Below are 16,061 nucleotides of genomic sequence, written 5' to 3'. Positions count from 1 at the left end.
GACTGAGAGCAACCAACCATAGAAAATAAGAATATAAAAATAGTTAAAATTTTCAATATTTTCTCCATGTACAGCCAGCAAAATTGAATTTTGCTACGAAAACCGTCGTACTTTTTCATTTGTAGAGTGTATAAAGTCATCAATAGATACACCCAACCAACTTGATATTTACCACGGGTTTGTAGGGGTTGGCTCCGCACACCCTTTGATGATATTACTATACAAGGCGTGCTCAGCACGCCCCTACGTCCACACATCATTGTATTTGTAGTAATTTTAAAGTTTCTTGGGTGTAGCTTAATCAACATTCTTGATAAACGCATTTTATCAAGAATTACAAATTAAGTGAACATTTATTCGCTTAATTTGTAATTTTGATTATATCATAATAACTTTAAAAAAAACAATGCCATCCATTGCTAAAAGTAACCCATTCATCACAAATTTATTGATTTATTATTTTAATTTATATTTAAAAAATATTTTAAAATTCCAATAAATACAATAATTTTAATTTTAAGCATTTTAAAACACCCAGTAAAATGTTAAACTAAGCCATTTGATACAAAATGACAAATCAGGTGTTTTATGGCAACTTATGATGAGATGAAGGCAAGACTACAAGGCTCGATGACGGCACTGGTCACGCCCATGACGGCAGACGGTGCGGTGGATTATGATGCATTGGCTCGCCTGATTGATTGGCAGATTGAGTCTGGCACGCACGCTTTGGTGGCGGTGGGTACGACAGGCGAGTCGGCAACTTTGTCTATGAGTGAGCATGGCGATGTCATTGAATTTTTTGTCAAACAAGTGGCAGGTCGCATTCCTGTGATTGCAGGGACAGGGGCGAACAACACCGCTGAAGCCATCGAGCTGACCGCCCACGCTAAGGCAGTGGGGGCGGATTTTGCCTTACTGGTCGTGCCGTATTATAATAAACCCACCCAAGAGGGCATGTATCAGCATTATAAGACCATTGCCGAGGCGGTAGACATTCCCCAGATTCTCTATAACGTCCCAGGGCGGACAGTCGTGGACATGGCAGAGGATACCGTAGCACGCCTTGCCGACATCCCTAACATTGTCGCCATCAAAGATGCCACGGGCGATTTGGAGCGTGGCAAGGCACTTATCGAGCGTGTGGGCGAGCGTCTTGTGGTCTTATCAGGTGATGACCCAACCGCCCTAGAACTCATGAAATTCGGGGCAAAGGGCAACATCTCGGTAACGTCCAATGTCGCCCCCAAAGCCATGAGCGAGATTTTTAGCTTAGCTTTGGCAGGTAAGTTTGATGAAGCAAGTACCATCAACCAAGGCATTGAGCATTTGCACAAAAAGCTGTTTTGTGAATCTAGCCCCCAACCTGCCAAATATGCCCTGCACAAGATGGGCATGATTGACACGGGCATTCGCTTGCCTTTGGTGTGGCTGTCAGCAGGCAATCAACCCATCATTGACCAGGCACTACAAAAAGCCAAATTGATTTAACAGTAAAAAGAATAAGTGAGGATAACATGACAACGCTAAAAACAACGCTAAAATTAACCGCTCTTGCCATGATGAGTGTGGTGCTACTGACGGGCTGTCAAAGCATCAAAAGTGTGCTGGGCAAGCGTGATAACGGCAGTCTGGACTATGTCCACGCCACCAAGCTAGACCCCATCCGCCTGCCCGCCAACCAAGCGTCCGCTCCATTTATCCCCCTATATGATGTGCCAGAGGTGGCAGGCGAGATTGCTCCATCGACCAACGAGTCGGGCAAGCAATACGAGCTACCTAGACCACCACAGGTGAGATGATGGTTTGGCACGAGCGTTGTTGTTCGTGTCTTTTTGTTTTATAAATCTTATCATGTAAATTTATTGTGTAAACCGCCACCAAACACGGAGAGACCCATGCAAAAGCAAGCCCTAATTTATACTGGCAAAGCCAAATCTGTCTATGAAACGGACAATCCTGATTATCTGATTTTGCATTTTCGTAACGATGCATCCGCCTTTAATGGCGAGAAAATCGCTAAGCTTGACCGCAAAGGCAGGGTGAACAACCGCTTTAACAGTTTTATCATGAGTAAACTGGCAGACGCTGGCATCGAGACGCATTTTGAGCGTGAATTGTCAGACGATGAAGTGCTGGTTAAACGCCTAAAAATGATACCCGTAGAATGCGTGGTGCGTAACTATGCAGCTGGCGGTATTGCCAAGCGTTTGGGGCTTGCTGAGGGCTTGCCACTCATGCCGCCGACCTTTGAGCTGTTTTATAAAGATGACAAATTGGGCGACCCCATGCTCGCCCCAAGTACCGCCATTGCCTTAGGTTATGCCACCGCAGACGAGTTGGAGCAGATGAGTGTGCTGACTCACAAGGTCAATGACGTGCTAAGTCAGATTTTTGATGAAGCGGGTCTTATGCTGGTGGATTTTAAATTAGAATTTGGACTGTTTCATGGGCGTGTGGTGTTAGGCGATGAGTTCTCGCCAGATGGCTGTCGCTTGTGGGATAAAGAAACCAAGAAAAAACTTGATAAAGACCGTTTCCGCCAAGGTTTAGGCGATGTCGTTGAAGGTTATGAAGAAGTGGCAAGACGTATCGGCGTACCGCTTGATTGATGGGTGTGAGCAAGGGCGGTTATCGCCCTTGTTTTTTATGATATTTACCCCAATTTGCACCAATGCTAAATTTTAAAGAAATTCATTTGTGGGGGCGTGCTTTCTACGTCTCTTTAATATTGATGTTTATAGGTGTGTCCAGCATGCCCAAAGCCTGTGATGACATTGAGCTTGTTAGGTATGATTGGATGGATTTGGCTTTTATGCGCTTTATTTCTTGTATTCAAAACGTGGCATGAGTCCATCATGCCCCTACACGCCCACTCAAAATACCACCATCCAAATCCTGCCCAATCCACCCCCCAGCCCGCCCCAATCTACCCCAACGATTGACGATGCAGTACACATCTGTTAATATCCATATTATTTGTAAGGAAAAACATGGACACCCTACGCCCCACCGACCTAAAAACCATTTTGCATTCCAAACGTGCCAATCTGTACTATTTAGAGCATTGCCGACTCATGCAAAAAGACGGGCGAGTGCTGTATCTCACCGAAAGTAAAAAAGAAAATCTCTACTACAATATCCCCATTGCCAACACCACCGTGATACTGCTTGGCACAGGCACGTCCATTACCCAATCTGCGGTAAGGCTACTGGCAAGTGCAGGCGTGCTGATCGGCTTTTGTGGGGGCGGTGGCACGCCTTTGTTTATGGGAAGTGAGATTGAGTGGCTGACCCCACAATCAGAATACCGCCCCACCGAATACATTCAAGGCTGGCTGTCGTGGTGGTGGGACGATGACAAACGTCTGGCTATGGCAAAACGCTTGCAAATGGCTCGGCTTGATTTTATGAATGACGTATGGGGGCGTGATAAGGACTTGCGTGGGGCAGGCTTTGATAGTAAATCTGATGAAATCATCAGCTTACAAAATCATTACCGCACCCAAATTTTAGGGCAAAATAGTGTATCAGATTTGCTTGCCCTAGAAGGACGTATGACCAAAGATTTGTATAAATTTGCCGTCAAACACACAGGCTATAAGGGATTTAGCCGTGATTATGACGGCGTGGATAAAGCCAATCAGTTTTTAAATCACGGCAACTATTTGGCATACGGCTTGGGAGCGACCACCGCTTGGGTGCTCGGCATTGCCCACGGATTTGCCGTCATGCATGGCAAAACTCGGCGTGGGGCGTTGGTGTTTGATATTGCTGATATTGTCAAAGATACAATCATCTTACCGCTTGCCTTTATGTGTGCGTCTGATAATGCTCGTGAGCAGGAATTTCGTGAGCTGTGCTTGTCTTATTTTACCGATTATCACGCCCTTGATGTGATGTTTGAAACGGTAAAGGGGCTTGCTCTAAACAAGGAATTTTAAATAAGGATTTTGCATGATTGTTACCTTTATTTCCCAGTGCCAGAAAAAAGCCATAAAACGCACTCGCAAGATTTTGGATGCTTTTGCGGATCGCATTGGCGATAACGTTTGGCAAACCAACATCACCGAGATTGGTCTAAAAACGGTGTACGAGCTGTTAAAATCCACCGCCAGCAAATCAACCGCAGTCGCTTGCCACCGTATCGCCACTCGCCACCGCACTGAGCTTGTTTGGGTGGTGGGGAATAAATCCAAATTTAACACCACAGGGGGCGTAGCCGTGAATCGTACCAGACGTTCTATTTTGCACCATGATTGGGAGAATAACTGGCAGTTTTTGGACGGCATTGGCATCATCGCCACATTGGCAGGACTGCTCCATGACATCGGCAAATCCACGATAGGCTTTCAAAATAAACTCTTTGCCACCACCAACATCTCCGACCCCTACCGCCACGAATGGGTGTCGTTAAAACTCATCGTCTGGCTGGTGGGCGACTGTGCTACCGACCAAGCAGTATTTGAACGCCTTGCTCATGTTGATGAGTATCTGGCAAATAAGGCATTGCCGACTTTGTCCGATTTTGGCACGCCAGATAAAGCAGATATGGGCAAGCTCCCCCCTTTAACCAAATGGATTATTTGGCTTGTGGTAACACATCATCGCCTGCCACCCGCACACGCTTATTATTTTAAAAAGCCCGAGGCGTATAGCACGCCAGAGTGTTTATCAGGCGATGTACAAAGTTATTTGGCAAGTCTAGAAGCCATAGAGCGTTGGGTGTTTAATAAGGGCAATAAGGCGGACGACTTTTTTAACTTTAAACAGTTTATTTTGCACAACAAACTGTGGCAAAAACAGCTCAAACGCTACGCCACAAAAGCCCAAAATTCGCCCTATCTGCAAACCCTTATCAAGCAATATCCCCAAGCGGTATCCGACCCATTTTTACTGCATTTATCACGGCTATCACTCATGACCGCTGACCATAATTATTCTGGTTTAAAAAAAGATGATAAAAAACGTCATCAAGGAAAATTTGACCCAAGCCTTATTGCCAATACCATTAAAATTGATGATAAAAACCAAACCAAACAAACACAAGCCAAGCAAACACAAATCAAACAAACATTAGACGAGCATTTATTAGGCGTGGCACAATTTAGTGCTCAATTTGTGCGGATTTTGCCAACGTTGCATGAAAATTTGCCAACCCTACAAAACCACAATCCTTTATTGCAAAATACCGATACGGACGGATTTTTGTGGCAAAATACCGCCTTTAAAACCGCTTTAAAACACCGTGAAGCGACCGATACACACGGCTTTTTTGGGATAAATATGGCAAGCACAGGCAAAGGCAAAACGCTTGCCAATGCTCGTATCATGTACGCCTTGACCGATCCTAATAAGGGGGCAAGGCTTACTGTGGCGTTGGGGCTTCGTGTTTTGACCTTACAAACAGGGCAAAGCCTACGCCAAAAACTGGCTTTGACGGATAAAGAGCTTGCCGTATTGGTGGGCGGTCTTGCCCAAAAACAGCTTTTTGAGTTGCAAAACAGCGACAATGACACCGAGATAGCCTCGGATACAGGCAGTGAGTCCGCCCAAAGATTGCTAGATGAATTTGTGGATAGCGACATTGACACGGATTTGGGCGAGCTAAATCTTGGCACGCTCGTAAAGAGCGACCACGCCAAACGCCTGATAGCCTCCCCTGTGGCAGTCTGCACCATAGACCACCTAATGCAAGCCAGCGAGTGCAAGCGTGGTGGGCGATATATCGTACCGATGTTACGGCTGTTTAGTAGTGATGTGATTTTTGATGAGCCTGATGATTTTGACCAAAACGACCTGCCTGCCTTGTCTCGCCTTGTGCATTTGGCAGGAATGTTTGGTTCTCGGGTGATGTTGTCGTCTGCGACATTGCCCCCTGATTTGGTGGCAGGGCTGTTTAAGGCGTATCAGAGCGGACGTATGATTTATAACGCTAATTTTGGCAAACCTGCCCCAAAGGTAGTGTGTGCGTGGTTTGATGAAAATGTGAGCAAAGCGGTACAAGTGGCAGATGATTTTGATGTTCATCATGAGCAGTTTATTAGGGGGCGTGTCAAGCATTTAAATGACAATGCTGTGCGTCATTGGGGCGAGATTTTGCTGATTGATGAGATGGATAATGAAGACGATGACGAGCTTTATAAAGACATGGCAGGCGTGCTGTTTGACAAAGCCAAAGCCTTGCACGACTTACATCACACCCAAATTCATGGTAAGACGGTAAGTATTGGGCTTATTCGCATGGCAAACATCAATCCACTCATCGGTATCGCCAAAGCCATGCACGAGACGGGCGACATGGCAGGGTTTGACGGTTGTCAATTTTATTTGGCGTGCTATCATGCCAGACAAGTGCTTATTTTGCGAAATCAGCTGGAAGTGCGACTTGATAAACTCCTAAATCGCCATGACCCAAAGGCTCTTGCCAACAATCCTGATATTATAGACAACCTTGCCAAGCACCCCGACAAAACGCACCACATCTTTATGGTACTTGCCACGCCTGTGGCGGAAGTGGGGCGAGACCATGATTATGATTGGGCGATGATTGAGCCAAGCTCCATGCGGTCTATCATACAAACAGCAGGGCGAGTGTGGCGACATCGCACCGATAAGGTGGCTTTTGCTCCCAATATTGCCATTTGGGATAAAAATATCAGGGCATTAAAGGATAAAGACATTGCTTTTTGCCGACCGGGATTTGAAAGCGAGCGTTTTCCCCTTGCCACGCACCAAGTGAGCAAACTTATCAAACAGGCAGATTATGAACGCATTTCATCGGTCGCTCGGATTAGCAAATCCGCTACGCCAGAACCCAAAAAGAATCTGGCGGATTTAGAACACGCCGTCATGCAGGATTTGATGAACAATGATGACATCAATGTGGTCAATGCTTATTATGAGCCAGATACCGCCAACCGTCTGCACGTTCATTTGTCTTGTCTGACACCATTTCGCCAAAGTCAAAAGCAGACAGATTTTATCATCAATCCGCTTGATAACACCCTAAATATCTCGTCCTATGACAGCGTAGAGACACACGGTGTAGCGAACGCCAAAACAACCCATGAGATTATCCCAAAGGCGATAACGTGCCAAAATCCCAATCTTGATACATGGCTGACCGCCAATCTATCGGACGAGCTTGCCAAGCTTAGGGAGTATTATCCAGACACGTCTGTCAATACGCTCATCATTCGCTTTTGCGTGCTGACCATTCGTGATGATTATCATAACGGCTATTATTTTGATGAGCGGTTTGGGGTGTATGAGCGGTAACGTGGTAAATACAGCTAACAAAATTGAATTTTACTACACAAACCGTTCGCCTTAAGCTTGCCTGTGGGTCAGTTTCCGTTAGGTTTTCCAAGCTCACCACGAACGAAAAACCGTAGCACTTTTCATTTTGTAGAGTGTAAGTCATCTATGCGATGTGGAATGTGTATTTAACATACATAATTTTCTAAGTCATCTTTGTGATGAACTTTATATTATACTTGATTTATTTATCAATAACAAAATTTCATATATATTTTACAAATATAATGGTTGAAATCAATTTTTAAATATGCTTTAATACCCTAAAAATAACAAGGAAATCCCATGACGGCACCGACCACAAACACCAATTTGACAACCGATGATATCAAGCGAGCGATTGATGAGTTTTTGCTCGCTCAATTTCACAAAAAAGCCGACAAAGAGCTAAAACAGCTTGCCAAAGCCACAGAAGCAGGCGAACCCACCAAAATCGCCCAAGCCCAAGAAGCACTTGCCCCCATACAAGCCAAATACCAAAAACAAACATGGCTTAGCGATGCCAAAAAAATGGCAACTCAGCTAAAATTTGGCACGCACATCTCAAAAGGCGTACACCCCGATGCCAAAGGCGACAACATCACCGCCAACGCCACGTCCTGCCCATTTGTCGGCACGCACACCCTTGATACACCAAGCCTTGATGCCAACGGCAACGCTGCTGCCCTGCCACTGGCGAGCTTTTTTGATTGGCAAGTGGGCGACATCAAAATAAGACAGCTTATCACCGACAAACACCCTGCCTTGGTGGGGGCATTTCATGATGACGTGGCGGTTTGTGATGACTATCGGCGGATTTTTTATGACACGCTCACAGGCAAAAAGGACGTACCTGCCACGCACGAACGCAACAAACAACTTTTTTGGGCATTGCCTGATGATGAATATCATCTCATCATACCGCTGTTTGCGTCCGCTCTTAGCCATGATGTTTTTCATAAAATTAATCACTTACGCTATTCAGACGCCAACAAACAAGCCCGAGACAACCGCTTTAAGGGCAAAGAGACGACCGCTTATGTGTCGGTTGTGGATTTGGCAACGATACAGCTTGGTGGTACAAAGCCCCAAAACATCTCTCAACTTGTCAGCCGTCAAGGGGGCAAAACCTATCTTTTACCGTCCTACCCACCCACCTTTACAGGCAGTAGCGATTTGTCTTTTGCCAAGACAGCCAAGACGATTTTTGGCAAGTCGCTAGCCTATGTGGTCAAAGATGATATGGACGAGCTTTTTAAACTGCTTGTTCGTGTCAATAAAAACCACAAAAACACCATAGACGTTCGCACCGTTCGTGATGACATTTTGCAAAATATTATCTTAAGCGTACTACAAGTCGCCCATGCTATCCGTCAGAAAGAAGCAGGCTGGTCAAAGGCTTATAAACTTGCCTTGCACCAAAAATACTGGCTAGACCCAAAGCGTGGCGAGCTTGACGGCGAAGATAAATTTAAAAGAAATCATGAGAGCAAAAACTGGCAAAACGATGTACAAAAAGATTTTGCCCATTGGATTCAAAACGAGCTTGAAAAACGCTTGGCTTATTATCAGCAAGAGCAAAAAAAGAAAAACAAGCAAGCGGTAGAGCTAGAATTTGGACGGGCGGAGTTTGAGCATTGGCAAAAAGAATTTAAAGACACCTTTAACGCAAGTTTGCGTTTGGGGCAAGGAGTATTGACATGAGTTTTATTTATCCACAGCATTCGCTGGTCGGCTATGTTCGCCTTGACCGTCTCAAAATCATCAATGCCAATGCCGTCTCCGCTCCCTTGACTTATGGCTTTCCTGCCTTGACAGGATTTGTTGGGGCAACGCACAGCCTAAGCCGTAAAGTATCAAGCCTTATGGGTTTTGAAAATATTCGCTTGGACGGTGTGCTGGTGGCGTGTTTTGATTGCCAAGTTCAAACTTACCAAGAAGGCTACAAAGACAAAACCTTCGCCCAAACTCGCAACCCCATTTTAAAATCAGGCAAAACCGCCCCAATCATCGAAGAAGGGCGTTGTCATCTCACCATCTCTTTACTCATCGGTGTGTATAAAGACAGCGTGCAGGATTTGACCGAAGATGAAGCAAATCAGCTCACCCAAAACGTGCAAGAATTTGCCCTATCCCAACGCTGGGCAGGCGGCAGTCTAACAGGCATAAGTGGCGTGCATTTTGTCAAAAAAGACGACATCGATGAGCAAAAATCTCGCCTTTGTCCTGCCTTTATCATCACGTCTGCCCATGATGAGCTTGGCAAGATTACCCAAGAATTACAAGAGCAAAATCCCAACGCCACCGCCCTAGACGCACTCATTGAGACAGCGGTGTTGCACCACACACCGCCCACGGATAGCCAGTCTGAGTGGACGACTCATTCGGTCAAAAAACAGCGTGGCTGGCTTGTGCCTATGCCTGTGGGCTTTGTTGGTGTCTCGGACAAATACAACAAGGGGCAGATGAGCCACGCTCGCTCGGACGAGTACCCTGCTCAGTTTGTGGAAGCGGTATATTCGCTTGGCAAGTGGCGATTTGCCAATCGCATAGATGATCTAGATTCTGCGTTGTGGTATGGCGATTATGATGACACTTGTGATTTATATGTGATTAAGCATTCTAAATATTTGTAATTTTAACCTTTAACCAACTTTAACCCAATAAAGGAAATTGTCATGACCCTAAAAACCCCTTCCGTGCTTGCTTTTGAACGCAAACTTGACATCTCGGACGCAACCTTTTGGCAAACCAATGGTAAAGACAAAATGCCTGTACTTGTCCAAGAAAAGTCCGTGCGTGGCACAATCAGCAATCGCCTAAAAAACGCCATTGCCAGCGACCCTGCCAAGCTGGACTCCGAAATCCAAAAGGCAAATTTGCAAACCGTGGATGCAAGTTTTTTGGACGAATCGTGCGACACGCTCATCACTCGCTTTACGGTCAAGGTACTGCCCTTTGACGGCAAAGCCAACGTCTGTAACGAACAAGCCTATCAAAACGCCCTGCTTGATGTGGTGCAAGCCTACAAAGACGAACACGGATTTGATGAGCTTGCCAGACGCTATGCCTACAACATTGCCAACGCTCGCTTTTTGTGGCGAAACCGCATGGGAGCAGAATCGGTGTCGGTGGTGGTAACGCTTGGCGATGAGTCGGTGAAATTTGCCAACGCTCGTGAATTGCCGCTCAACAATTTTGATTATCAAGATGACAAATTGGCTCGTTTGGCAAGCTGGATAAAAGGCGGACTCATGGGCGATAAATTCACCATTTTGACGGTGGAAGCTCATGCCAAAGTCGGATTTGGACAAGAAGTGTATCCGTCCCAAGAGCTGATTTTGGATACGGGCAGTAAAAAAAGCAAGGTGCTTTATCGTGTGGGCGACACGAGCCAAAACCGTGCTGGTATGCACTCACAAAAGGTCAGTAACGCCATTCGTACGATTGATGATTGGTATCCAAATGCCGAGTTTCCTGTGGCGACCGAGCCTTATGGGGCGGTTACGACCCTTGGCACGGCATTTCGTCAGCCCAAAGAAAAGCAGGACTTTTATAGCTTGTTTGACGGCTGGATTAAAGACGGCAAAATCCCAAGCGACAACGAGCAACACTACGTCATGGGCGTATTAATTCGTGGTGGCGTGTTTGGCGAAAGCGGTAAGGAATGAGCATGGTTTATCAAGAAATTACCCTAATCCCAAACGATGACATACCGCCCTATGCGATATGGAGTAAGCTCTACAACCAGCTTCATATCGCTCTTGCGGACGTGGCAAATGGGCATGGCATCAATACCATTGGCGTAGCATTCCCTGATTATCGCTACAGCGAGCAGCACGACAAAGGCACGCTCGGCAGTCGCTTGCGGGTGTTTGCCCCAAGTCGTGATGAGCTTGATAAGCTCGATTTACCCCTACGCCTGTCTCGCCTGTCTGATTATGTGCATATCAAAGCGATAGCGGACGTTGGCGAGCGAGCGACAGGCTATGTGGTGGTGGAGCGTTATCGCCATTATGACTTGGGCAAGCAGGTGGAGCGGTTTGCTGATTTTAAAAATTTGACAGTGGAGCAAGCGTTGGAGCATTGCCTTGCCCACAAGAAAAAAGCCAAAAATTACCCCTTTGTCCGCCTAAAAAGTGAGACCAACCAACGGCAGTATCATCTGCATGTCCGCCAATATACGGTCGCCAAGCCACAAACGGGGGTGTTTAACACTTATGGCATTACCAACATTAATGACGAGACCAAGGCAAGCGTTCCGCATTGGTGATTGGGGTTGGTTGTGCTAAAATAAGGGGCATGATACAGGTTTACACCCTTTATTTTTTGACTATTTAAAAACTTGATAAAAATCAAACACTTATAAACAGGCGAAAAAACATTGGGTAAACGCCCAAAATATGGCTGTAAGCCTTGATATAAGTGGGTTTTATGTTGTATAATTCTTATTCCACATCGCATAGATGACTTAGAAAAAGCAAAAACCGCAATGGTAGTTATCCCTGCTATTCCACATCGCATAGATGACTTAGAAAATGATAGGTAAGGGTGGATGTTCTCTTTTTATTATTCCACATCGCATAGATGACTTAGAAAGTGATAGTCGTATTCCACGCATTGAACTTGTCATTCCACATCGCATAGATGACTTAGAAATTTGACTTTTGGTAAAAAGTCGGTTTTTGATAATTCCACATCGCATAGATGACTTAGAAATATCCAATTCGCACGGCAGGGGGCAAGGGTGTATTCCACATCGCATAGATGACTTAGAAAAACGAATTGACTAGTGAACAGCAATCTGAACAATTCCACATCGCATAGATGACTTAGAAATCATAGGTTAGGAAGGAATTGTAACAGGTATGCATTCCACATCGCATAGATGACTTAGAAACGACCACGAAACCATAGAACAGGCATTAGCCAATTCCACATCGCATAGATGACTTAGAAAATCAGCGTGTTTCATCATAATAAGCCAACCACATTCCACATCGCATAGATGACTTAGAAACCGCCTATCGTGGAGGTGCTATGTGTGGATAATATTCCACATCGCATAGATGACTTAGAAATAAGTTACCAGTTTTGCTTTATGACTACTATTATTCCACATCGCATAGATGACTTAGAAAGCCACGATTTATTGCGTATGGCAATTCCAAGCCATTCCACATCGCATAGATGACTTAGAAAACTTTTCCACCGTTGCCAACCCTTTTCCACCGTATTCCACATCGCATAGATGACTTAGAAAACGCATTGAACTTGTCAAAGACATAAACAAGCATTCCACATCGCATAGATGACTTAGAAACAAATGTCCACTAATTGCAACTGCCACCGCAGATTCCACATCGCATAGATGACTTAGAAAATTGAAGAGTTTAAGCACCAATTAGACCCCGATATTCCACATCGCATAGATGACTTAGAAATAACAGGGGCTAAGATATGCAAGGGCAAAATAATTCCACATCGCATAGATGACTTAGAAAGTTTTGGAAAGTCAGTAAAATTATGCAATGACATTCCACATCGCATAGATGACTTAGAAAAATTTGTGGTGGGAAGTATTCGGCGTAACGCTATTCCACATCGCATAGATGACTTAGAAATGTGTGATTTTTAATACGCATTTTCATAACATATTCCACATCGCATAGATGACTTAGAAATGATAGTCGTATTCCACGCATTGAACTTGTCAATTCCACATCGCATAGATGACTTAGAAATCTATGGTTGGTTAAGGGTTTTAGAACCCTAGATTCCACATCGCATAGATGACTTAGAAAGGGTTATTATCGTCAAGAAGTACCCGGTCATTATTCCACATCGCATAGATGACTTAGAAATGAAATGCGTGAACTATACAAAAACCGTGATAATTCCACATCGCATAGATGACTTAGAAACACCACAAATTGGAACATTTTAATACTTAAACATTCCACATCGCATAGATGACTTAGAAATCACATTGCTGGGCGGATGACAAAACCACGATATTCCACATCGCATAGATGACTTAGAAAATCAATGTAGCTATCATCAGTAACTGCAACTGATTCCACATCGCATAGATGACTTAGAAATTTGGGAAAATTTACTTTGTGTTGCATACCCTATTCCACATCGCATAGATGACTTAGAAATAGATGGTTCTAGTTTAAAAGTACCTATTTCTATTCCACATCGCATAGATGACTTAGAAAAGAACAAAAAAATATGACAAGAGCAGAAATAAATTCCACATCGCATAGATGACTTAGAAATTGGGTCTTTTGATAATCGGTAAGACCAACAGATTCCACATCGCATAGATGACTTAGAAAATTTGATACGCCTGAAATGCGTGAACTATACAATTCCACATCGCATAGATGACTTAGAAAATGCATAATCAACCATCCCAACACCATACACAATTCCACATCGCATAGATGACTTAGAAAACCCAACCCATTGGCAACCCCTACCTAAGCCAATTCCACATCGCATAGATGACTTAGAAAATCATCGCCAACAGCTCGTCTTGATAATTCTATTCCACATCGCATAGATGACTTAGAAAATAGTTGCAGTTACTGATGATAGCTACATTGAATTCCACATCGCATAGATGACTTAGAAAATTGGTTATGGTTATTTTCTTGAACGCCTTTTATTCCACATCGCATAGATGACTTAGAAAATATGACTGCAAAAGGGCGTTTTTATCATGATATTCCACATCGCATAGATGACTTAGAAAGGGTTATTTTGTCTGCACAACTCAGGCATCGAATTCCACATCGCATAGATGACTTAGAAAAAATAAAATGGGCGTTGTTAATCATGCTTTGGATTCCACATCGCATAGATGACTTAGAAAGCGATAGTCGTATTCCGCGCATTGAAATCTCTATTCCACATCGCATAGATGACTTAGAAATAGTGTGCTAGGACAAACGATTGGCAAAAGTAATTCCACATCGCATAGATGACTTAGAAAACATTATCAAGCCGTATTCAGAATTGACAAGGATTCCACATCGCATAGATGACTTAGAAAACGCATTTTGGATTTAAAACATGACGGCTATCATTCCACATCGCATAGATGACTTAGAAAATAAAATATTTATGCATTTATACATAAATATGCATTCCACATCGCATAGATGACTTAGAAACTAACCATAGGAAACCAACGCTATGAATAAGTATTCCACATCGCATAGATGACTTAGAAATGTTTGTGGCACGGATTCAATGCCTTTTTAAGATTCCACATCGCATAGATGACTTAGAAAAAGCGGAGTGGGAACGCCAAGCCCAACGCCAAATTCCACATCGCATAGATGACTTAGAAATTGCTGAAATCAGACAAACAAAAACCCCTAGCGATTCCACATCGCATAGATGACTTAGAAACCGAACTTTGCAAATACTTAGACTTTCGTAATATTCCACATCGCATAGATGACTTAGAAAAACAATCAAAATGAAAATCGTTGTATGATTCTTATTCCACATCGCATAGATGACTTAGAAATAGTAAAATCAATGACTTAACAAAAAATTCTAATTCCACATCGCATAGATGACTTAGAAATTACCCTCAAAATTCTCCACGCCTTGCAACGCATTCCACATCGCATAGATGACTTAGAAATGCCAGCCCTTGCTACATAAGCTCTCAACGCTATTCCACATCGCATAGATGACTTAGAAATTGCTCGTGCCACATCATTTAGCATTGAGGGTATTCCACATCGCATAGATGACTTAGAAATCTATTTAGCTAGATTGTTTTTGATTAAGTTTATTCCACATCGCATAGATGACTTAGAAATACTAATAGAGGATACTAATATGGGAACTTCAATTCCACATCGCATAGATGACTTAGAAATTGACAGCTTACTAAAAGCTATTGTTAAACCCATTCCACATCGCATAGATGACTTAGAAATTGCCAATGCCAAAGAGATGGAAATTGTGCAAATTCCACATCGCATAGATGACTTAGAAAAACTAAAAGAGGTTGTTATGAACTTGTCTTTTATTCCACATCGCATAGATGACTTAGAAATGCCATTTTTATTGCATTATACTTTGGTTATTCATTCCACATCGCATAGATGACTTAGAAAAGGAGAAACCCAATCCACAGGAGAAACAAAATATTCCACATCGCATAGATGACTTAGAAATTTTGTTGCAGGTGCCCAAACATTAGAATTCCATTCCACATCGCATAGATGACTTAGAAAAAAACCCCCCTCTCTTTGCACAAAATGACAATTCCACATCGCATAGATGACTTAGAAAAACAACCGCCCCTAATGGGGCTAAGGAAAACAATTCCACATCGCATAGATGACTTAGAAATTGTAAACTTCTAGATGAGAACAACACGCATTATTCCACATCGCATAGATGACTTAGAAAGTCCTAGCTGTTTTGCTTTTAGATGTTGGGCTATTCCACATCGCATAGATGACTTAGAAAGCTGTCCATCAAAGACTTTGCCATGTCCTTACCATTCCACATCGCATAGATGACTTAGAAATCAATGGCGTTATTCTGCCAATATTTATTTTGATTCCACATCGCATAGATGACTTAGAAATTTTTGGCTCTGGTTCAAAAAGTATGCTACAGAGAAAACAGTTCGTGGCGAGCTTGAAACCTAACGGTTTTCCTACCCGCAGGCAGGCTCAGGGCGAACGGAAAACCTAGTTTGGCATACTTTTTAGACCACTACC

The 16,061-nt window shown here is 43.6% G+C and carries 9 protein-coding genes and 1 CRISPR repeat array; all 9 genes read left to right on the top strand.

Annotated elements, in window-relative coordinates; all coding sequences use genetic code 11:
* The first annotated feature begins 588 nt into the window (after positions 1 to 588).
* The 9 genes from dapA to cas6f all read left to right on the top strand — a co-directional run bounded on the left by dapA (position 589) and on the right by cas6f (position 11,572).
* Entirely contained in the window at positions 589 to 1,491 is a 903-nt protein-coding gene (dapA, locus tag K941_RS0110570) for a 4-hydroxy-tetrahydrodipicolinate synthase (protein ID WP_029103597.1), read from the top strand.
* Positions 1,492 to 1,517: 26 nt separating this feature from the next.
* Positions 1,518 to 1,802, top strand: coding sequence for a hypothetical protein (locus tag K941_RS0110565; protein WP_036388173.1), 285 nt, complete (start codon positions 1,518 to 1,520; stop codon positions 1,800 to 1,802).
* A gap of 96 nt (positions 1,803 to 1,898) precedes the next feature.
* Positions 1,899 to 2,612 (top strand): phosphoribosylaminoimidazolesuccinocarboxamide synthase, encoded by a 714-nt coding sequence (gene purC, locus K941_RS0110560; protein ID WP_029103595.1) that lies wholly within the window; start codon positions 1,899 to 1,901, stop codon positions 2,610 to 2,612.
* 381 nt (positions 2,613 to 2,993) lie between these two features.
* Positions 2,994 to 3,944, top strand: a complete 951-nt coding sequence (gene cas1f / locus K941_RS0110550; protein ID WP_029103594.1) for a type I-F CRISPR-associated endonuclease Cas1f — start codon at positions 2,994 to 2,996, stop codon at positions 3,942 to 3,944.
* 13 nt (positions 3,945 to 3,957) lie between these two features.
* Positions 3,958 to 7,281: a type I-F CRISPR-associated helicase Cas3f gene (gene cas3f / locus K941_RS0110545; protein WP_029103593.1), complete on the top strand. Its 3,324-nt coding sequence runs from the start codon at positions 3,958 to 3,960 to the stop codon at positions 7,279 to 7,281.
* Between the two features lie 324 nt (positions 7,282 to 7,605).
* Positions 7,606 to 9,003 carry a type I-F CRISPR-associated protein Csy1 gene (gene csy1, locus K941_RS0110540; protein ID WP_051226021.1) on the top strand — a complete coding sequence of 466 codons (1,398 nt, stop codon included), beginning with the start codon at positions 7,606 to 7,608 and terminating at the stop codon, positions 9,001 to 9,003.
* Positions 9,000 to 9,935: a type I-F CRISPR-associated protein Csy2 gene (gene csy2 / locus K941_RS0110535; RefSeq protein ID WP_051226020.1), complete on the top strand. Its 936-nt coding sequence runs from the start codon at positions 9,000 to 9,002 to the stop codon at positions 9,933 to 9,935. The genes csy1 and csy2 overlap by 4 nt, the downstream gene beginning before the upstream one ends.
* Before the next feature lie 42 nt (positions 9,936 to 9,977).
* Positions 9,978 to 10,970, top strand: coding sequence for a type I-F CRISPR-associated protein Csy3 (gene csy3, locus K941_RS0110530; RefSeq protein WP_029103590.1), 993 nt, complete (start codon positions 9,978 to 9,980; stop codon positions 10,968 to 10,970).
* Positions 10,971 to 10,972: 2 nt separating this feature from the next.
* Positions 10,973 to 11,572, top strand: a complete 600-nt coding sequence (cas6f, locus tag K941_RS0110525; protein ID WP_036388170.1) for a type I-F CRISPR-associated endoribonuclease Cas6/Csy4 — start codon at positions 10,973 to 10,975, stop codon at positions 11,570 to 11,572.
* Between the two features lie 177 nt (positions 11,573 to 11,749).
* Positions 11,750 to 15,925: a CRISPR direct-repeat array (repeat unit 28 nt; unit sequence ATTCCACATCGCATAGATGACTTAGAAA).
* Between the last annotated feature and the right edge of the window lie 136 nt (positions 15,926 to 16,061).

Origin of the sequence: Moraxella caprae DSM 19149, assembly GCF_000426885.1 — a bacterium.
GTDB lineage: Bacteria > Pseudomonadota > Gammaproteobacteria > Pseudomonadales > Moraxellaceae > Moraxella > Moraxella caprae.
The sequence above is the reverse complement of the archived record's forward strand: the minus strand, read 5'-3'. Positions and strand labels throughout refer to the sequence as shown.